The sequence below is a fragment of the Allgaiera indica genome, from assembly GCF_900106675.1.
Taxonomy (GTDB): domain Bacteria; phylum Pseudomonadota; class Alphaproteobacteria; order Rhodobacterales; family Rhodobacteraceae; genus Acidimangrovimonas; species Acidimangrovimonas indica.
Genome location: NZ_FNOB01000002.1, coordinates 84,041 through 103,375, shown reverse-complemented (window position 1 = coordinate 103,375; position 19,335 = coordinate 84,041). Strand labels below are relative to the sequence as shown.

General features: G+C 66.8%; 17 protein-coding genes, 1 other RNA gene and 1 pseudogene. 12 read left to right on the top strand and 7 right to left on the bottom strand.

The features are described from left to right. Positions 1–13: 13 nt before the first annotated feature. The 3 genes from BLV97_RS02165 to BLV97_RS02155 all read left to right on the top strand — a co-directional run bounded on the left by BLV97_RS02165 (position 14) and on the right by BLV97_RS02155 (position 6,443). A complete protein-coding gene (locus tag BLV97_RS02165; protein WP_373296441.1) occupies positions 14–1,699 on the top strand; it encodes a sensor histidine kinase in 1,686 nt (561 codons plus the stop codon). 7 nt (positions 1,700–1,706) lie between these two features. Next, positions 1,707–3,038: a sigma-54-dependent transcriptional regulator gene (locus tag BLV97_RS02160; protein ID WP_035840834.1), complete on the top strand. Its 1,332-nt coding sequence runs from the start codon at positions 1,707–1,709 to the stop codon at positions 3,036–3,038. A 684-nt stretch (positions 3,039–3,722) separates the two neighbouring features. Next, positions 3,723–6,443 carry an Rne/Rng family ribonuclease gene (locus tag BLV97_RS02155; protein ID WP_092163931.1) on the top strand — a complete coding sequence of 907 codons (2,721 nt, stop codon included), beginning with the start codon at positions 3,723–3,725 and terminating at the stop codon, positions 6,441–6,443. A gap of 61 nt (positions 6,444–6,504) precedes the next feature. Here the strand turns inward: BLV97_RS02155 and BLV97_RS02150 are convergent, their stop codons facing one another. Further along, positions 6,505–6,765: a sulfurtransferase TusA family protein gene (locus BLV97_RS02150; RefSeq protein WP_035840652.1), complete on the bottom strand. Its 261-nt coding sequence runs from the start codon at positions 6,763–6,765 to the stop codon at positions 6,505–6,507. Between the two features lie 106 nt (positions 6,766–6,871). On the opposite strand from BLV97_RS02150, the gene BLV97_RS02145 reads away from it, so the two are divergent. The 8 genes and pseudogenes from BLV97_RS02145 (at position 6,872) to tnpC (ending at position 14,118) form a co-directional block, all read left to right on the top strand. Further along, positions 6,872–7,624, top strand: coding sequence for a cytochrome c biogenesis CcdA family protein (locus BLV97_RS02145; protein WP_035840649.1), 753 nt, complete (start codon positions 6,872–6,874; stop codon positions 7,622–7,624). A gap of 215 nt (positions 7,625–7,839) precedes the next feature. Further along, positions 7,840–9,069, top strand: a complete 1,230-nt coding sequence (locus BLV97_RS02140; RefSeq protein ID WP_035840646.1) for a hypothetical protein — start codon at positions 7,840–7,842, stop codon at positions 9,067–9,069. 9 nt (positions 9,070–9,078) lie between these two features. Then, on the top strand, positions 9,079–10,467 hold the full coding sequence (locus BLV97_RS02135; protein WP_092163930.1) for a cytochrome P450: 1,389 nt from the start codon (positions 9,079–9,081) through the stop codon (positions 10,465–10,467). Between the two features lie 60 nt (positions 10,468–10,527). Next, the gene (locus BLV97_RS02130) at positions 10,528–11,283 is read left to right on the top strand and encodes a polysaccharide deacetylase family protein (RefSeq protein WP_051645932.1); all 756 of its coding nucleotides are present in this window, start codon (positions 10,528–10,530) and stop codon (positions 11,281–11,283) included. Positions 11,284–11,308: 25 nt separating this feature from the next. Then, complete coding sequence (locus BLV97_RS21125; RefSeq protein ID WP_160169161.1) at positions 11,309–11,560, top strand: hypothetical protein; 252 nt, start codon at positions 11,309–11,311, stop codon at positions 11,558–11,560. Between the two features lie 133 nt (positions 11,561–11,693). Continuing rightward, positions 11,694–12,056 (top strand): IS66-like element accessory protein TnpA, encoded by a 363-nt coding sequence (tnpA, locus tag BLV97_RS02120; RefSeq protein WP_035840229.1) that lies wholly within the window; start codon positions 11,694–11,696, stop codon positions 12,054–12,056. Then, entirely contained in the window at positions 12,053–12,400 is a 348-nt protein-coding gene (tnpB, locus tag BLV97_RS02115; RefSeq protein ID WP_035840228.1) for an IS66 family insertion sequence element accessory protein TnpB, read from the top strand. The genes tnpA and tnpB overlap by 4 nt, the downstream gene beginning before the upstream one ends. A gap of 62 nt (positions 12,401–12,462) precedes the next feature. Next, a pseudogene (gene tnpC / locus BLV97_RS21920) lies at positions 12,463–14,118 on the top strand (IS66 family transposase). A 44-nt stretch (positions 14,119–14,162) separates the two neighbouring features. Here the strand turns inward: tnpC and BLV97_RS02105 are convergent. The 5 genes from BLV97_RS02105 to ssrA form a co-directional block, all read right to left on the bottom strand. Continuing rightward, the gene (locus tag BLV97_RS02105; protein ID WP_035840226.1) at positions 14,163–14,378 is read right to left on the bottom strand and encodes a ribbon-helix-helix domain-containing protein; all 216 of its coding nucleotides are present in this window, start codon (positions 14,376–14,378) and stop codon (positions 14,163–14,165) included. Next, a complete protein-coding gene (locus BLV97_RS02100; RefSeq protein ID WP_035840224.1) occupies positions 14,375–14,566 on the bottom strand; it encodes a DUF4169 family protein in 192 nt (63 codons plus the stop codon). Before BLV97_RS02100 ends, BLV97_RS02105 begins: the two co-directional genes overlap by 4 nt. After that, positions 14,566–15,960 carry a class II fumarate hydratase gene (gene fumC / locus BLV97_RS02095; protein WP_035840222.1) on the bottom strand — a complete coding sequence of 465 codons (1,395 nt, stop codon included), beginning with the start codon at positions 15,958–15,960 and terminating at the stop codon, positions 14,566–14,568. The genes BLV97_RS02100 and fumC overlap by 1 nt, the downstream gene beginning before the upstream one ends. 128 nt (positions 15,961–16,088) lie before the next feature. Beyond that, the gene (locus tag BLV97_RS02090) at positions 16,089–16,553 is read right to left on the bottom strand and encodes an SspB family protein (protein ID WP_035840220.1); all 465 of its coding nucleotides are present in this window, start codon (positions 16,551–16,553) and stop codon (positions 16,089–16,091) included. Positions 16,554–16,800: 247 nt separating this feature from the next. Then, positions 16,801–17,153, bottom strand: a transfer-messenger RNA (tmRNA) gene (gene ssrA, locus BLV97_RS02085). 265 nt (positions 17,154–17,418) lie between these two features. On the opposite strand from ssrA, the gene BLV97_RS02080 reads away from it, so the two are divergent. Further along, a complete protein-coding gene (locus BLV97_RS02080) occupies positions 17,419–18,270 on the top strand; it encodes an SMP-30/gluconolactonase/LRE family protein (RefSeq protein ID WP_035840218.1) in 852 nt (283 codons plus the stop codon). A 3-nt stretch (positions 18,271–18,273) separates the two neighbouring features. Here BLV97_RS02080 and BLV97_RS02075 read toward each other — a convergent pair whose 3' ends face one another. Further along, positions 18,274–19,212: a 2-hydroxyacid dehydrogenase gene (locus tag BLV97_RS02075; protein ID WP_035840217.1), complete on the bottom strand. Its 939-nt coding sequence runs from the start codon at positions 19,210–19,212 to the stop codon at positions 18,274–18,276. Positions 19,213–19,335 lie beyond the last annotated feature (123 nt).

Here is a 19,335-nt window from a genome sequence, read left to right as displayed (position 1 = left end):
GGTGGTCATCGGCATGTTGCTGGCGGTGGCGGTCGGGACAGTCTGGATCACCAACAACTGGCTGGCCCAGCGGTTCACCGACACCACCCGCAACCGGGCCGAACTGCGCCTGGCGCTGTATACCGGCAACATCATGTCCGAGTTGCAGCGCAATTCGGTGGTGCCGCTGCTGCTGGCGCGCGATCCGTCGCTGATAGAGGCGCTGAAGACCGGCGATTACTCGATCACCTCGCAGCGGCTGATCACCCTTCAGTCCGAAATCGGCGCCGCATCGATCCTGCTGCTGGACGGCCGCGGTCGTGTCGTCGCCGCGACCGATCGCAACCGGCTGGAGGAAAACCTCAGCAATTCCCCGCCCTTCGTCGAGGCGCAGCGGGCCAAGGACACGGTCTTTACCTCGACCAAGCGCGACAGCGGCGGCTACGAATTCACCTTCTCGCGCTCGATCCTGGACAACAAGAAGCCGGTGGGCGTGATCGTGGTCGAGGTCGACTTGATGAAGTTCGAACGCGCCTGGGCGGGCTTTGCCGATGCCGTGGCCGTGGTCAACACCGCCGGCAAGATCATCCTGTCGACCGAACCCTCCTGGCGGGGGTTGACCATGAAACAGGCGCTGGAGGTGCGCGATGCGCCGTCGGCCATCGAGCGCGCGATCAAGGCCACTGCCGACTGGGCCCAGTTCCCGCCCGATGCCTATGTCCATGGCGAGGGGGTGATGCGCAACGAGGCCAAGATCCCGTTCCGGGGCTGGAAGCTGATCTCCTTCACCCGCTACGATTCGATCCGCGAGCGGGTGAATGCCTTCCTGGCGCTCGAAATCATGGGCTTCGCCATCCTTCTGGCGCTGACCTTCTATCTGCTGTCGCGCAAGGCCTGGTCGCGCTCGGTCCTGTTCCAGCAGGAATCGGCGGAGCTTCGCCTGTTGAACGCCCGCCTGCAGCGGGAAATCGCCGAGCGCGAGAAGGTCCAGAAGGACCTGGCGGTGGCCGAACAGACCCTGGCGCAAAGTTCGAAACTGGCCGCGCTGGGCGAGATGTCTGCGGCCGTTTCGCACGAGCTGAACCAGCCGCTGGCGGCGATGAAGACCTACCTGGCCGGCGCCCGGCTTCTGTTGCAGCGCAAGCGCTCGGACGAGGCGCTGTCGTCCTTCCAGCGCATCGACGATCTGATCGAGCGGATGGGCGCCATCACCCGGCAGCTGAAAAGCTACGCGCGCAAGGGCGGCGAGGCGTTCGAGCCTGTGGATATGAAGGTTTCCGTCTCTGCCGCGCTGTCGATGATGGAGCCGCAGTTGAAGCACAAGGCCGTCAAGATCACCCGCACCCTGCCGCGCCAGCCGGTGATGGTGATGGCCGATCGGGTGCGGCTGGAACAGGTGATCATCAATCTCTTGCGCAACGCGCTGGACGCCATCAAGGACGCGCAAGAGCCGCAGATCGACATCCTTCTTTCGGTCGGCGAGACCGCCACCCTGACGGTGCGCGACAACGGCCACGGCATATCCGATCTCGAAAATTTGTTTGAACCTTTCTACACCACCAAGCGTCCCGGAGAAGGTGTTGGCCTGGGTCTTGCCATTTCGTCAGGGATCGTGAACGACCTGGGCGGAAGGCTCACGGCCCGCAACGCCGAGGGCGGCGGGGCTGTATTCGAGGTACAGCTCCCCATATTGAACAAGGATGCCGAGGCAGCCGAATGAGGTGGACATGACGCGTGCCATGAAGATCGCGATCGTCGACGACGAACAGGACATGCGGCAGTCGATCAGCCAGTGGCTGGCGCTGTCGGGCTTTGACACGGTGGCCTATCCGTCCGCGGAAGAGGCGCTGAAGGGGATCGGATCCGATTTCCCCGGCGTCGTGGTCAGCGACATCAAGATGCCCGGGATGGATGGCATGGCTTTCCTGAAGCGGCTGATGAGCACGGATTCGACCCTGCCGGTGATCATGATCACCGGTCACGGCGACGTGCCGATGGCGGTCGAGGCGATGCGCATGGGCGCCTATGACTTCCTGGAAAAGCCCTTCAACCCCGACCGCATGATCGAGCTGGCCAAGCGCGCCACGCAGCTGCGCCGGCTCACGCTTGATAACAGGGCCCTGAGGCGGGAACTTTCCGACGGCACCGTGCTGATGAAGAAGCTGATCGGCGCGTCGCCTTTGATGGAACGGCTGCGCGAGGATATCCTCGATCTGGGCCAGGCCGACGGCCATGTGCTGATCGACGGCGAGACCGGGACCGGCAAGACGCTGGTGGCGCATGCGCTGCACGCGGTGGGCCCGCGCGCCGGTAAGAAGTTCGTCTCGGTCTCTTGCGCGGCCTATGCCGAAGACGGGCTGGCCACCCGGCTGTTCGGCCCGACCGAAGAGGGCATGGGCCTGCCGCTGGTCGAAGAGGCCCGCGGCGGCACGCTGTGCCTTGAGGATGTCGAGGCGCTGAGCCAGGGGTTGCAGGCACGCCTGCTGACCTTCATCAACGACCAGGGCAGCCCGGCCGAGACCAGGATCGTGGCGATCTGCAACGAGCACGCCCAGGGCAAGACGGTCGAGGACGCGCTGCGCCCGGATCTCTATTACCGGCTGGCGGCGCTGAAGATCACGTTGCCGCCCCTGCGCGCGCGGGGCGAGGACATCCTGACGCTGTTCACCCGCCTGACCGAGCAATTCGCCGAGGAATACGGCTGCGACGCGCCGGAACTGACCGCGCAGGAGGCCGCGCAATTGCTGCAGGCGCCCTGGCCGGGCAACGTGCGCCAACTTGTGAACGTGGCCGAACGCGCGGTGCTGCAAAACCGCCGCGGGTCGGGCTCGATCACCTCGCTCTTGATGCCCGAGGACGACACCCAGGCCCCGGCGATGACCACCGAGGGCAAGCCGCTGAAGGAATATGTCGAAGCCTTCGAGCGGATGTTGATCGACAACACGATGCGGCGCCACAAGGGCTCGATCGTCGGGGTGATGGAAGAATTGTGCCTGCCGCGCCGGACGCTGAACGAGAAGATGGCGAAATACGGCCTGACGCGGGCGGATTACGTCTGACGGGATGGCCGGTCACGGATCGGGCCCCGGCTTGGTCCGTTGCGCGGGGCGAAGCGCGGGATCCGGCCTGACCTGCCCCGCCTGACCGCTTCGGCGGGTCGGCACTGCACACCCGCCGCGGGCAATGCGCGCCGGACCTTCAAGCGCTACGCGCAGGGGGGGGGCGGGGGCGCCAACTGCGGGTGGCGCGCGTGCCCAGGCTTTCGCCACCTGCGATGCTTCGGCCCGCCATGTTCGCGCCTGACGCGAATGCGGCGCATTTCACCCATTGTCTTTTGTCCCCAAGCGCCGCTATGGTCGTCGGACGCGCGGTCGGCCCCTGGCGGTTGGTCCGTGTCACCAGTTTCGCTGCTGTTCCAGACGCCGGCCACAAGGCCCAGGGCGCGAAGATCCAGCAGACCGATAGGCCGAACGGCCGCAAATTTGCCCGCCAAGTCCATGACACAACGGGCGTTTTAGTTGGGCGCCCGACAGGCGCCTTGATAGGACCGCGATGGACCGCTTGAATATCACGTTGCAGGCAGGGGGCTGGCCGAAGGGCCGCGCCACCGCCATGCTTCGCCAATTGACGGCCGTCCCGCTCGCTTCAACAAGACACCCCTCGCAATCTGCCGCGCCCCTGGGACAGTACGCCGCAAGGCCCCCACGGGCGCCGACACGATTGCGCCGGTGCAACGGAAACAAATGGCTAAGAAAATGCTTATCGACGCCACCCACGCGGAGGAAACCCGCGTCGTGGTGGTGGATGGAAACAAGGTCGAGGAATTCGATTTCGAGACCGCGGCGAAGCGTCAGCTCGCCGGCAATATCTACCTTGCAAAAGTAACGCGGGTCGAACCTTCGCTGCAGGCCGCCTTCGTGGATTACGGCGGCAACCGGCACGGCTTTCTGGCGTTCTCGGAAATTCACCCCGATTACTACCAGATCCCCACGGCGGACCGGCAGGCGCTCTTGGAGGAAGAGCGCGCCTATGCCCGCCAGCAGGATGATGACGAGGAAAAGAAACCCGCCCGCAAGCGCCGCACGCGTAGCCGCAAGCCGGCCCGCGCCGAGACCGCCAATTCCGACGACGCGGTCGAGACCGCCGAGATCGAGGGCATGGATGTCGTCGACCTGGGCGATGAGACGGGGGCCGGCGCGCTTCTGGTCGAAGAGGTCCGCGATGCCGAGGCCGGGGATGGCGCCGCGGCGACCGATGCCGCCGAGGCCGGACCCGAGCCGGCCGAGTCCGGCGCCGAGGGCGACGATTACAGCGCCGTCGATCATGCCGACCAGGTCGACGAGGATATCGAATCCATCGCCGAAGAGGATGTCGCCGAAGAGATCCGCCAGCCGCGCAAGGCCCGGCCGCGCAAGTACAAGATCCAGGAAGTCGTCAAGGTCCGGCAGATCATGCTGGTCCAGGTCGTCAAGGAAGAGCGCGGCAACAAGGGCGCGGCGCTGACCACCTACCTGTCGCTGGCCGGGCGCTACTGCGTCTTGATGCCCAACACGGCCCGCGGCGGCGGTATCAGCCGCAAGATCACCCAGGCCGCCGACCGCAAGAAGCTGAAGGAAATCGCGTCCGAGATCGAGGTGCCCGAGGGCGCCGGCCTGATCATCCGCACCGCGGGCGCCAAGCGCACCAAGGCCGAGATCAAGCGCGATTACGAATATCTGATGCGGCTGTGGGAACAGATCCGCGAACTGACGCTGAAGTCGATCGCGCCGGCGCCGATCTACGAGGAAGGCAATCTGATCAAGCGCTCGATCCGCGACCTCTACAACCGCGAGATCGACGAGGTTCTGGTCGAGGGGGCCGAGGGCTACCGCGTGGCCAAGGACTTCATGAAGATGATCATGCCGTCCCACGCCAAGAACGTGAAGCAATATGCCGAGCCGCTGCCGCTGTTCGCGCGCTATCAGGTGGAAACCTACCTGGGCGGCATGTTCAACCCGGTCGTGCAGCTGAAATCCGGCGGCTACATCGTCATCGGCGTGACCGAGGCGCTGGTGGCGATCGACGTGAACTCGGGCCGCGCCACCAAGGAAGGCTCGATCGAGGACACCGCGACCAAGACCAACCTCGAGGCCGCCGAAGAGATCGCGCGCCAGCTGCGCCTGCGCGACCTGGCCGGGCTGATCGTGATCGACTTCATCGACATGGAAGAGCGCAAGAACAACGCCGCCGTCGAGAAGAAGCTGAAGGACAAGCTCAAGACCGATCGCGCGCGTATCCAGGTGGGCCGCATCTCGGGTTTCGGCCTGATGGAGATGAGCCGCCAGCGCCTGCGTCCCGGGATGCTGGAATCGACCACCCAGCCCTGCGCCCATTGCCACGGCACCGGCCTGATCCGCTCGGACGACAGCCTGGCCTTGCAGATCCTGCGCGCGCTGGAGGAAGAGGGCACCCGCAAACGCGCCAAGGAAGTTCTGCTGAAGGCGCCGGTGGCGATCGTCAACTTCCTGATCAACCAAAAGCGCGAACATGTCGCCCAGATCGAGGCCCGCTATGGCATGGCGGTGCGCATCGAGGCCGATCCCGCGTTGGTCAGCCCGGATTTCGTGATCGAGAAGTTCAAGACCGCGACCCGGGTGGTCGATGCCGCGCCGGTGGTGTCGATCGACACGTCCGTGATGCCCGAGCTTGAGGCCGAAGACGAGGCCCAGGTCGAGGAAGAGACCAACGACGAGGCCGAGGCCGAGGCCGAAGAGACCCCGCAGACCAAGAAGAAGCGCCGCCGTCGTCGGCGCCGCCGGGGTGGCGGCAACGGCCAGAATGGTGGGCAGGACGACCAGTCGGATGCCGGGGAAGAGGCCGAGGCCGCTTCCGACGCTTCGGACGAGGGATCGGCCGACGCGCAGGTTCAGGCGCCAGATCAGGCGGCCGACGCGGCGGTCGGCGAAGCCGTCGCGCCCAACAAGCCCGAAGCAGAGGCCGGGACGGAGGCGGAGGCCGAGGCCGCCGCGCCGAAGAAGAAGCCCGCCCGTTCGCGCAGCCGCAAGAAAAAGGTCGAAGAGACCCCCGCCGAGGCCGAGACCGAGGTCGCGGCGGCGGCAGAGGCCGCGCCGGAAGAGCCTGCGCCGGAAGAGACCGCGTCGGAAGAGCCCGCGCCGAAGAAGAAACGGGTAAGCCGGGCGTCCTCGTCCCGCAGCCGGGCGAAGAAGCCCGCGGAACCTGCGCCCGGATCCTCCGCGCCAGTGACCCCCGCGCCCGTGGCAGAGGCGCCGGCGGCCAAAGCTCCGGCGGTGGACGTGCCCGTAGCCGAGGCGCCCGCAGCCGAAGCCGCGCCCGCAAAGGCGCCCGCCGCGGAGGCGCCGCAGCCACGGCCCGAGCCGCAGCCCGAGACCGTTGGTGCCTCGGCGGCGCCGGAGGCCGCGGAAGCGTCTGGCAAACCGAAGCGCCGGGGCTGGTGGTCGCGCTAAGGCCACCGGTTGGTGCGAAAGCCATCCAAGGATCGAACGCCGGGGCCCGCCCCGGCGTTCGTCATTGCGGGCTTTGGCCTGCGTCGCCTTGCGGCCGTCGCCGGATCAGGAAGACCCAGGCGACGCCATCGTGACGCGTGGCAAGCAATTCGTGCCCGGTCCGGGCGCAGAAGGCGGGAATGTCCTCGCGCGCGGCGGGATCGGTCGCGCGAACCTCTAGCCGCGCGCCCGGCGCCAGCGACATAAGCCGCTTGCGCGCCCGCAGTACCGGCAGCGGGCAAAGCAGCCCCACCGCATCCAATTGCCCGATCTTCTCGGCCATGGCTGCGGCATAGGGCCGCCGATGCGCCCTGACCACGGGTTTGTCACCATACCACCCGTGACGGCGCCCGCGGCTTGGGGTAGATGCTTAAGGGAAGGGAGACGCGATGTTCGGACTGGACCTGATCGACGCAAGCCTGCTGCCCGCGATGGGGATCGCGCTGGTGGCGGGGGTGCTGTCCTTTCTCAGCCCCTGCGTGCTGCCCATAGTGCCGCCCTACCTGGCCTATATGGGCGGCATTTCGGTGACCGAATTGCAGGGCCGCGACGGCCGCACCCGATCCGCGGTACCTGCGGCACTGGGCTTCGTGCTGGGGCTGTCGACGGTATTTCTGTTGCTGGGCTTCGCGGCCTCGGCCTTCGGGGCCTTCTTCCTGTCCAACGCCCGGCTGTTCTCGACGCTGGCGGGCGTCGTGGTGATGGTGTTCGGCGCGCATTTCGTGGGCATCTACAGGCTGCCCTTCCTTGATCGCGAACTGCGCATGGATGCGGGCGACCGGGGCGGTTCTGTCTTTGGCGCCTATGTGCTGGGCCTGGCCTTCGCCTTCGGCTGGACGCCCTGCATCGGGCCGCAGCTGGGGGCGATCCTGTCGCTGGCGGCCTCTGAGGCGAACCTGGCACGCGGCACCTTCCTGCTGGCAGTTTATGCGCTGGGGCTTGGCGTGCCCTTCGTGCTGGTCGCGGCGTTCTTTCCGCGGCTTTCCGGGCTGATGGGCTGGATGAAGCGGCATATGGAACGGATCGAGCGGATCATGGGCCTGCTTCTGTGGACGGTGGGCCTTTTGATGCTGACGGGGGGGCTTTCAAGCTTTTCCTACTGGTTGCTCGAGGCCTTTCCGGCGCTCGCGCAATTCGGCTGACGCCGGCCGGGGCGCAGCCCGGCGTCCCTATTTGCTCTCTTGTCGATCAACTTTGCCGACGGAAGCGCCTCGGGTTTCGGCACGTTGGGTGGCGGCGTGCCAATCATGATCTCCGGCGACGGCCGGATTGGGAAGAACGGGGGCGCGGGTGCCGCCAATGCGCTCTTACTTTCGCGGTAAACGCGGGCTATCCTGCCGCGCCGGAGGCCAGGGCGATGGAGAGCACGGAACAGGCAAGGGTGGCGCGGCGCCGGGTGTTCTACATTCCGGGCTACGATCCGATTCACCCCCGCCGCTACCGCGAGCTTTACCGCAAGGAAGGCGCGGCCCAGGCGGCGCTGTCGGGCTACCGCGTGGCGCTGCGGCCCAGGTCGGTGACAGACGGCTATGGCTGGGTCGTCGAGGGCCGGATCGAGAATGCCGAGGTGTTGGCCGAGATGGAGGTTCTGGTCTGGTCCGACCTCGTGCGCGGCTCGATGGCCTCGGGGATCCTGGCGACCTATTGGCAGCTTTTGCGCACCGCCTGGACCTATCTGGGTTCGGGCGCGCTGTGGCGCCTGATGCGGCTGCGCAAGGGGCCGATCATCGCCGCGCTCTATCCGATCTTCATGCTGCTTGCGCAATTGTTGCTGGCGCTGGGGCTGGGGGCAGCGCTGGCGGAGGGGATAGGCCTGGTCGCGCCGCGCTGGCTGGGCGGCGGCTGGCTGGGTGTGGCGGCCGGGCTGGCGCTAGTGCCGGTGGTGCTGCGCTGGTTCAAGGCCCGAGACGGCAAGCTGTTCGCCTATTACCTGATGCATGACTACGCCTATTCCGCGCGCTCGGGCGGCGCCAATCCGTCCGAGTTGGAGGCCCGCATCGCCAGCTTTCGCCAGAAGATCGCCGAGGCGCTGCGCGGCGGATATGACGAGGTGCTGGTCGTCGGCCATTCCTCGGGGGCGCATCTGGGGGTGTCGATCCTGGCCGATCTGATCCGCGCCGGGGGGGCGCCCGCTTCGGGGCCGGCGCTGTCCTTCCTGACGCTGGGGCAGGTGGTGCCGATGGTGTCTTTCCTGCCTCGGGCGGAACGTCTGCGCGCCGATCTGAACTATCTGGCCGCGCGGGACGAATTGACCTGGATCGACGTCACCGCGCCGGGCGATGGCTGCGCCTTCGCCCTGTGCGATCCGGTCTCGGTGACGGGGGTTGCGCCGGCCGGCAAGCGCTGGCCGCTGGTGATCTCGGCCGCGTTCACGCAGACGCTCAGCCCGGCGCGCTGGAAGGAATTGCGATGGCGCTTCTTCCGGCTGCATTTCCAGTATCTGTGCGCCTTCGACCGGCCCGGCGATTACGACTACTTCCGCATCACCGCAGGCCCCCTGACGCTGGGCGCGCGCTTCAAGGGGCGCCCGCCTTCCAAAAGCCGGATCGAGCGGGCGGTGTCGCGCCACACCTCGATGGCGGCCTGAGCGGCGCCGATGACCGCGCGCCCTCCGATCCCGCCCAAACCCACGGCCCGGCCCGACAAGGTGTCGCTTGGCCGCTATCTGCGGCTCTTTCGTCAGGATATCCTCTCGGCGCAGCCGGCCCGCCTGTACCGCGCCTGGATGGCCGAGTTCCGCACGCCCTTCTTCCGATCCTACCTGTGCAATGATCCGGCGCTGGTCGATCTGGTGCTGCGCGCGCGGCCTATGGATTTCCCCAAATCCGGCCGGGTGAGCGAAGGCCTGCGGCCGCTGTTGCGGCATTCGGTCTTCGTCACCAATGGCGCGACCTGGGCGCGCCAGCGCCGGATCATAGATCCCGCCTTCGAAGGCGGGCGCCTGCGCGACACCTTCCCGGCGATGTGGGCGGCGGGGCAGGCCTGCGTGGCGCGCCTGCAGGCGAAGACCGGCCCGGAACCTGTTGAGATAGAACAGGAAGCGTCGCATGTGGCGGCGGATGTGATCTTTCGCACGCTGTTCTCGATTCCGATCGAACATGCGACGGCGGCGGCGGTGTTTCGCGAATTCCGCGCCCATCAGCGTGCCGCGCCGGTGGTGAACCTGGGCGCGTTGCTGCCCTTGCCCGTCTGGATGCCGCGCTTTCACCGGCGCCAGACCAAGCGGACCGCCGCCCGCATTCGCGCGTTGATCCAGGAACTCTGCGCCGCCCGAACCGCAGAGATCGCCGCCGGCACCGCGCCGGACGATCTGGCCACCAAGATCATGACCACGCCGGACCCCGAGACCGGCGCCTGCTTTGACACCGAGGAGATGATCGACCAGGTGGCGATCTTCTTCCTGGCCGGGCACGAAACCTCGGCCTCGGCGCTGGGGTGGGCGCTGTATCTGCTGACGCTGGATCCGGCGTGGCAAGATCGCGTGTTTTGCGAAGCCGCGGCGATGGATATCGAAAATCCAAGCTTTTCAATGCTCAACGCGCTAAAGTTCAGCCGGGCGGTGTTTCGTGAGGCGCTGCGCCTTTATCCGCCGGTGCCGATGTTCGTGCGCGAGGCGACCTGCCCCGAAACGTTCCGCGACCGCGCCGTCGCGCCCGGGGCGCAGGTGGTGATCTCTCCTTGGCATCTGCACAGGCACGAACGGCTTTGGGACAATCCCGACGGCTTCGATCCGGGCCGCTGGGATACCGAGAACGGCAAGGCCTGCCAGCGCCGCGCCTATCTTCCGTTCTCGGCCGGGCCCCGGGTTTGCCCGGGGGCAGGTTTTGCAATGGCCGAGGGGCCGTTGATTCTGGCGATGATCCTGCGTGCCTTCCGGCTGGAGCGCGTGGCGGGGCGCGATCCCGTGCCGGTGGCGCATCTGACGGTGCGCGCGGCCGACGGCATCTGGCTGCGGCTGATCCCGCGCGAGGCTGCGAAGATGTGAATTGCGCGGGCCGCGCTTTCATGCGCTTGCTGCGGCGAATTGATCTTTCACGAGGACGGGATGAACGGATCGGGCCTGACGCGGCGGGGTTTCGTGGCCGGGGCGGTGCTGCCCGCGCTGGTGGGGCCAGCGATGGCGGCGCTGGGGCCGCATGATTTCCTGGAACCTCATATGCATCTACTGGGCCGGGGGCCCGAGGGGCCGCGCGTGGCGCTGACTTTCGACGCCTGTGGCGGCACCACGGATCATCGCATTCTTGATCTGCTGCTCGCGGAAGAGGTGGCGGCGACGATCTTCGTCGCGGGGCCGTGGCTTGCGCGCAACCGCACCGTGTTCAAGGCGCTGCTGGCCCGGCCGGATCTGTTCGAGATCGGCAACCACGGGCTGCACCACCATGCCGCGATCGACGAGACGGCGCGGCTGTGGGGCGTGCCCACGGCCGGGTCGCCGCATGGCGTGGCGGAAGAAGTGGAGGGCGGAGCGCGTCTGATCGAGGCGGCGGGCGGGCCCCGGCCGAAATGGTTCCGCGGCGCGACCGCGCTTTATACCCGGTCGTCGATCCACGAGATCGAGGGGTTGGGCTACCGGCTGGCCGGGTTCTCGATCAACGGCGATGACGGGGCCAGCCTGCCGGCGCGCAAGGTGGCCGAGAATTACCGTCGGGCGCAGGACGGGGCGGTGCTGATCTCGCATATCAACCACCCCGAGAAGAGCGCTGGCGCGGGCGTGGCCGAAGGGATCCGGGCGCTGAAGGCGCGGGGGATGCGCTTCGTGCGGCTGTCACAGGCGGATGTTCAGGTGAGCTTGGCGGCGTAAGGGGCCAAAACTCTTTGGAAGAGTTTTGGCAAATTCCTTCTCAAGGAATTTGCGCGCAACACAGAACGCGGACCTCTTCGTTATTGCAAAAGATCACGAACTGGCCCGCGTTCTCGACCGCGTGGTAGCCGCGCCGCTGAAGTTCACGCAAGAAGGCCGCGCGGTCGATGATCCGCTCTACATCGCGCACCTTGCGCCGGATCCCCCCACCTTCTCGCGTGCCGCGCGCGGGCTGAACAGTTGCACAAGCCAGACATCCGGCGGAACGAAGGGGTGAAGTTCGGTCATCCCGGCAGCCTTCCCGATCAAGGGTAACCGCGCGATTGGCACTGCCCACCTGAAGTTGGGCTGAGGCAGTAAGACAGGTGCCTAGCGACGTCGTTACTGACGTGTCTTTGGGGAATGTGCCCATGCGGGGTGAGGTCCTTGGCGTCGAGCGTCGGCGGCGATGGAGGCACGAGGCGAAGCTCGAGATCGTGCTGTCGGTCGGTATGGGGGGAGCAACACTCACGCAGGTCGCGCAGCGGCACGATGTGGCGCGATCGCAGATCTACGGCTGGCGCCGTGAACTCGGGAAGAAGGGGCTCTGGTCGCCCGATCGCGGCACGGTCTTCCTGCCGGTGTCTCGGGGCGACACCGCAGTGCCGGAGCCGCAAGAGGCGCATTCCGTTGCGGTGGAACTGCGGTCGGGCAACGGTAGATGTCTGCGGTTCGACAGCGCCCTAGAGGGCGAGGCCCTTGTCCGGCTGATCCGGGCGGTGGAGGCAGCATGACCGGACCGGGCACGGGCGTGCGGGTGTATCTGGCCTGCGGCTCGACCGACATGCGCAAGGGCATTGCCGGCCTCTCCGCCCTTGCGCAGGATGTGCTGCGTCAGAAGCCAGCAGGCGGCGCGGTCTTTGCCTTCCGCGGTCGGCGCGGAGACCGGCTGAAGCTGCTCTACTGGGACGGCCAGGGATTTTGCCTCTACTACAAGGTGCTGGAGCGCGGTCGCTTCCCCTGGCCCAGTTCGGAGGCGGGCGTGGCGCGGCTGACCTCGGCGCAGCTGGCCATGCTGTGGGAAGGGATTGATTGGCGGCGCCCGGACTGGGGCGCGCCGCCCGCCCGCGTCGGGTAAATTATCCCTCTGATATCGCTTGTTTTATTGGAATATCCGGCGCGGCCATGATAGCTGTCGACGTGTCCGATGATGCTGATGTTTTCTCCGATGATCCCGCCGTTCTGAAGGCGATGATCGCCGGCTTGCAGGCGGAGAATGCGCGCATCTCGGCGACGTTGCAGGCCCATGAGCAGCTGGTCCAGGCCCTGCGCCTCAGGATCGCCAAGCTCCAGAAGCAGGCCTTCGGCAAGTCCTCCGAGAAGATCGAGCGTGAGATCGAACAGCTTGAACTGGCGCTGGAAGACCTGCTGATCGCGGTGGCGCAACAGCGATCAGATCCGATGGACGACGGCGATGAGGAGACCCCGCCGGAGCCCAGCGATAAGACCACAGAGGCGCGCCCTCGTCGTCGCCCGCGCGTCTCGGACGAGACGCAGCGCGAGCGCCGGAAGATTGATCCCGGGGCCTGCTGCCCGGACGGTGGTGGGGGGCTGCGGGTGGTCGGTGAGGACGTCAGCGAGATGCTCGACATGCTGGCCGCGCAGCTGAAGGTCCTCCAGATCGCCCGGGTGAAGAAGTCCTGCCGCCGCTGCGAGAGTGAGGGGGCAATCCGCCACCGGTTCGAGGATGCCACCGAATGGTGCAGAGCCCGCCGCCCAGCCGTCCGATCCCCGGCAGCATGGCCGGCCCCGGTCTTCTGGCGCATGTCCTGGTCTCGAAGTTCGACGACCACATCCCGCTTTGCCGGTTGAACGAGATCTACGCCCGGATGGGCGCCGACGTGCCGGCCAGCACGCTCATGGGCTGGTGCGGGCGGGCGATGAAAGTGCTTGGGCCGCTCATCGAGCGCATCGAGACCGAGGTGATGGCCGCGCCTATCCTTCATGCCGATGATACGCCGATCCGGGTGCTGGATCGCTTGCGCCGTGACACCGGCCTGGGCAAGGGCGTGAAGCAAGGCCGGGTCTGGGCCTATGTCAGCGACCAGAGACCCTGGGCCGGCACGGCGCCGCCCGGCGTGGTCTACCGCTTCTCGCCGGACCGGAAGGGGGAGCATCCTCAGCGGCACCTGAAGGGCAGCGGCGGTATCCCGCAAGCTGATGCCTACGCCGGCTTCACCCAGCTCTACGAGATGCGCGCGGACGGCAGCAGCCAGTTCCGCGAGGCGGCCGCTGGGCGCACCTAAGGCGCGACTTCCACGATGTCTGAGAGGCAACCAGGTCCGACATTGCCCGCGAGGCCCTCGACCGGATCGGGAAACTCTACGACATCGAACGCGAGATCGTCAGCCAGCCCGCCGAAACCCGTCGGGCGGTGCGACAACAGCATGCCCGTCCCAAGGTCGAGGCGTCCAAGGTCTGGGCCGAGGCACAGCTGACCCGCATTCCCGGCAAGGGCGATCTGGCGAAGGCCTCCGCTATGCGCTCACCCGCTGGCCATCCTTCGCCCTGTTCATCGAAGACGGGCGCGTCGCCATCGACAACAAACCCGCCGAGCGCGCCATGCGCCCGATCGGGATCGGCAGGAAGAACTGGCTCTACGCCCGCGCCGATGCCGGCGGGAAAACCCTGGCCCGCGCCATGACCCTCGTCGAGACCGCGAAGATGAACGACATCGACCCGCAGGCCTGGCTCGCCGATGTCCTCGACCGCATCCGCGATCACAAGATCAACCGTCTCGACGAACTCCTTCCGTGGAACTGGGCCCCAAGGCACGATCAGGCCAACGCCGCATAGCACCGGGTATCAATCGCGCGGTTACGATCAAGGTAAACACGCAGTTAACCCCGGTAGTGGTTCAGCACGAACACCCGGATCGCCGAGGCGAGGCCGGTATCGACGTCGCGTGTCGCATCAATTTCTGCCGCCAGAACATTGATTGGAATGCTCTTTTCCGCAGAAATGGCGCGAAAGGCCTGCCAGAATTCATCCTCCAGCGAAACGCTCGTGCGGTGCCCGCGCAGGGTCAGCGAGCGTTTCACCGGCCGCCCGCTCATGCGCCGTCCTCGGTCGTGGCCCGCTTGTGTGCGTCGAGCGTGGCACGGGCCTTTTCGGCCCGTGCCTTGTCGATCTTCTTCTCGGCCTTCGTGCGGCCGAATTTCACCGCGTTCCCGTCAGCCTGCGCGCGCTTCTCGGCCCGGGCCCGGGCCTTGCGCGCCTTGTTGAGGTTGACGGGCTCGGCCATCAGTCCTTCGGTCCGACCATGTCCTCGGGCCGGACGATCCGGTCGAAGGTCGCCTCGTCGACGAAGCCCAGGTTCACCGCCTCCTCGCGCAGGGTGGTGCCGTTCTTGTGGGCGGTCTTGGCCACCTTGGTGGCGTTGTCGTAGCCGATCGTCGGCGCCAGCGCCGTCACCAGCATCAGGCTTTCCTTCATCAGCTTCTCGATGCGCGGCTTGTTGGCCTCGATGCCCACCACCATGTTGTCGGTGAAGGCGCTGGCCGAGTCGCCCAGCAACTGCATGGATTGCAGCACGTTGTAGCTCATCATCGGGTTGAAGACGTTCAGCTCGAAATGCCCCTGACTGCCGGCAAAGCCCACCGCCGCGTCGTTGCCCATGACATGGGCGCAGACCATGGTCAGCGCCTCGGCCTGGGTCGGGTTCACCTTGCCCGGCATGATCGACGATCCGGGCTCATTCTCCGGCAGGATCAACTCTCCCAGCCCCGAACGCGGTCCCGAGCCGAGAAAGCGGATGTCATTGGCGATCTTGAACAGGCTGGCGGCCACCGTCTTCAGCGCGCCCGAGAACATCACCATCGCGTCATGCGCGGCCAGCGCCTCGAACTTGTTCGGCGCGGTGACGAAGGGCAGGCCGGTGATCTCGGCCATGTTGGCCGCGACCTTCTCGGCCCAGCCCTTGCGGGTGTTCAGCCCGGTGCCCACCGCGGTGCCGCCCTGGGCCAGTTCGTAGATCGCGGGCAGGCACATCTCGATGCGCTTGATGCCGTTCTCGACCTGCTTGGCATAGCCCGAGAATTCCTGGCCCAGCGTCAGCGGCGTCGCGTCCTGGGTATGGGTGCGGCCGATCTTGATGATGTCCTTGAAGGCCTCGGATTTGGCCGTCAGCGCCGCATGCAGCTTCTTCAGCCCCGGCAGCAGCCCGTCGCGCGCCTGCATCGCGATCGCCACATGCATCGCCGTCGGGAAGGTGTCGTTCGACGACTGCCCCATGTTCACATGGTCGTTGGGATGCACGGGATCCTTCGATCCCATTACCCCGCCCAGCATCTCGATCGCGCGATTGCTGATCACCTCGTTGGCGTTCATGTTAGATTGCGTGCCCGATCCCGTCTGCCATACCACCAGCGGGAAGTTGTCGTCGAACTTGCCCTCGATCACCTCCGAGGCGGCAGCCACGATCGCCTCGCCGGTCTTCTGCTCGATCGTGCCCATCTCCAGGTTGGCCTGGGCGCAGGCCTTCTTGATCACCCCAAGCGCGCGGATGATCGGCACGGGCTGTCGTTCCCAACCGATCGGGAAGTTGATCAGCGAACGCTGGGTCTGCGCGCCCCAATACTTGTCGGCGGGCACTTCAAGCGGGCCGAAGCTGTCGGTCTCGGTGCGGGTCTCGGTCATCTCGGGCCTCTCCTTGCGGGATTTGGCGCTGTCTTAGACCCGGCGAGGGCGGAAATCAATCAGTATGCCAAGGTATACTAGCGCTGGCCGCGCCCCTCCGGCAGCCGGTCTTCTGGCTGCGCGCGGGCCTATTTGCGGAAGCTGTCGAGGCTGACGACGTCGGCATCCTTGTGCGGGGTCTCGGCCTCTGCGGCGTCTTCGACCATGCCGGCCTCTGGGTCGTCGTCCTCGTCGTCCTGATCATTGGTCTCGAAGCGCAGGCCGAATTCGACCGAGGGGTCGACGAAGGTGCGAACCGCGTCGAAGGGCACGACCAGGGGTTCGGGCTGGTTGCCGAAATTGAGCGTGATCGAGAAGCCCTCGTCGGTGACTTCGAGATTCTCGTACCAGTGCTGGATGACGATGGTCATCTCGGTCGGGTAGCGTTCGCGCAGCCAATCCGCGATCTCGACACCATCCTGGCGGGTATCGAAGGTGATGAAGAAGTGATGCGCGCCGGGCAAGCCGTGCGCGGCGATGTCCTCAAGCACCTCTTGAATCAGCGATCGCATCGCCCGGTGCATCAGATTTCCATAGTCGATGGAGCGCGACATCGCCCGGTCCCCTCTGGCAACTTCGGCTCAGCATAGGGGATTCGGGGGCGAAGAAAAGGGGGGCGGGGCGGGGGATTTCCGCCGGTGCGCGGGGCAGGGGCGGGGCGGCCTTTCACGTGGGGCGCAAAAGCGGCGCCTGATGGGGTCCGCGCCCATGACCCAGCGCCCTTGCGACCCGCAGCGGCGCGTACCGGCGGCGGAAGGGCCAGGCGCGGTGAGGTTGCCTGTATCGGCGATATGTGAGGAAAGTGCAGGCTTCTGTTGCCAGGTGCCTGCGAACCCCGCCTTACGCGGCTAGGCGCAAGGGCTTAAGTTTCGATCACTCGAACTGCTTACGCAGCCAGAGCCATCGGAGCACGGTTGTCGTTGGCAACTGTACTTTGCGCACCGATAACGGTGGTAGCTCACCGGGACAAAGCAAACCCCTTTAGACGTTCGTCGATCCTGTTTCGGCCCCATTCGCCCCCAACGAAGGGTTTCTGGTGGAGCCGCCGGGTACCGCCCCCGGGTCCGATCCGCTTATTACGAGCGCGTTTATGTCCATAGTCCCCGGTTGGGAACGGAACTTATATAGGCGTCGTCGCCGGGCGCCGCAAGCGGGCCCGCCGCGCTTGGCCCAATGACCGGCGGATGATCTCGAACCCGGTCGGCCGCCCCGCTTTGGCACCTGCGCAAACCCCGCGCCCATGAAAGCGCAATTCTTCCACCGATCGGCCGCCCCGGCCAAACTGCTCTGGCGGGGCCTTGCCTCCCCTGGAAACGATCCTCATTCTCCTTGGGGGAAATACTCCGGGGGTGCAGGGGGCAGAGCCCCCGCCACTGGGGTGCAAATCGGGCGCGGACGGTACAACAGGAGGAAGCCTTCATGATCGAGATCTTCGACGACACGGCCTGTTCGCTGGGCGAGGGGCCGCTCTGGCATCCCGAGCGCCGGCAATTGTTCTGGTTCGACATCAACGCCCACCGGCTTTATGCCAAGGGGCCAGAGGCCGCGCCGGATCAGCGCCGGATGTGGCAATTCGACGATTACGTCTCGGCCGCCGGCTGGGTCGATGGGGATCGTCTGCTGGTGGCGAAGGCCCGGGCGTTGGTGCTTTTCGATCTGGAAAGCGGCACCGAAGAGGTGCTTTGCCCGCTGGAGGCCGACAATCCCGCGACGCGTTCGAACGACGGCCGGGCCGATCCGCAGGGCGGCTTCTGGATCGGCACGATGAGCATCACCGCCGTCCCCGACGCCGGGGCGATCTACCGCTACTATCGGGGAGAGCTTCGCCAGCTCTACGCGCCGATCCATGTCCCCAACGCCATCAGCTTCAGCCCCGACGGGGGCCATGCCTATTTCACCGACACGCCCAGGGGCCGGATCTGGCGCCAGGCGCTGGACGCGCAGGGCTGGCCCCGCGCAGAGCCCGAACTGTTCGTGGAGCTTGCGTCGAAGACCCATCGCCCCGACGGTGCCGTCGTCGATGCCGATGGCCGGTTGTGGTGCGCCCATTACGGCAAGGGCAAGCTGACCTGCCATGCCCCCGACGGACAAGAGGTGCAAAGCATATCCGTCCCGGCCAATCGCCCCACCTGCCCGGCCTTCGGCGCGCCCGGCACGCTTTACCTGACCAGCGCGCGCCAGCACATGGCCGCGCCCACCCCCGCGGATGGCCTGACCTACCGCCTGCGGGTCGCGGCCCGGGGGCAGGCCGAACACCGGGTGATCCTTTAGGCCTCAGGCCACCGGGGTCGGCAGTGGCGTGCCGGCCAGGTAGGCGGCCAGGTTGTCGCGCTGCAGGCGGGCCATGGCGCCGCGCGTCTCGACCGTGGCCGAGGCCTGATGGGGTTGCAGCACGACATTGGGCAGCGCGTAAAAGCGCGGGTCGATCACCGGCTCGTTGCGGAAGACATCAAGCCCGGCGCCGCCCAGTCGCCCGGCCTCCAGTGCGTCAAGCAGCGCCGCCTCGTCCACCACCGAACCCCGCGCGATGTTGATCAAGACCCCGCGCGCGCCCAGCGCCGCGATCACCTCGGCCGAGACAAGCCCCTCCGTCTCGGCGCCGCCCACCACCGCGACGAACAGGAAATCGACCGCCGCCGCCAGCGCCACCGGATCGGCATGATAGGTCCAGCCCGGGGTCTGTTTCTCGTGGCGCGAATGATAGTGGATCTGCATCTTGAAGGCCGCCAGCCGGTCGGCGATCTCGCGCCCGATCCGGCCCAGCCCCAGGATCCCCGCGCGCCCGCCCGAGACCCTGCGGTTCAACGCGAAGGGCCCGTCCGAGGCCCATCTGCCGGCGCGCATCCAGGCCGACGCGGCCTCCATCCGCCGACCCTGCATCAAGAGCATCGCGACGGCCAGATCGGCCACGTCATCGTTCAGCACGTCGGGCGTGTTGGTCACCGCGACGCCGCGCGCGGTGGCGGCGACCAGGTCGATCTGGTCGTAGCCCACGCCGTAGCTGGCGATCAGCCCCAGTTGGGGCAGCAGGTCCATCGCCGCGCCGCCGATCGCCGCGACCGTGCGCAACGCCACCGCCGCGACCTGTGCGCGCGTCTCTGCCGGCAGATCGGCCAGTTCGGCGGGATCTTCCAGAAACGCGGTCGCGAAAGCCTCTTGCAGCGCCGCGCGTTCTTGTTCGGGGAATGTGCCGATCGCCAGAACCTTGGCCATTGTGCGCCTTTCGAATCCGCGACCCGGCCGCCACCGTTTGGCCCTTCGCGGGGAAGGTCGCCATGCGGCGAGGCGGTCATGATCCGTTGCCGTTCCTGTCCCTCTATCCAATCCCGCCCGCCA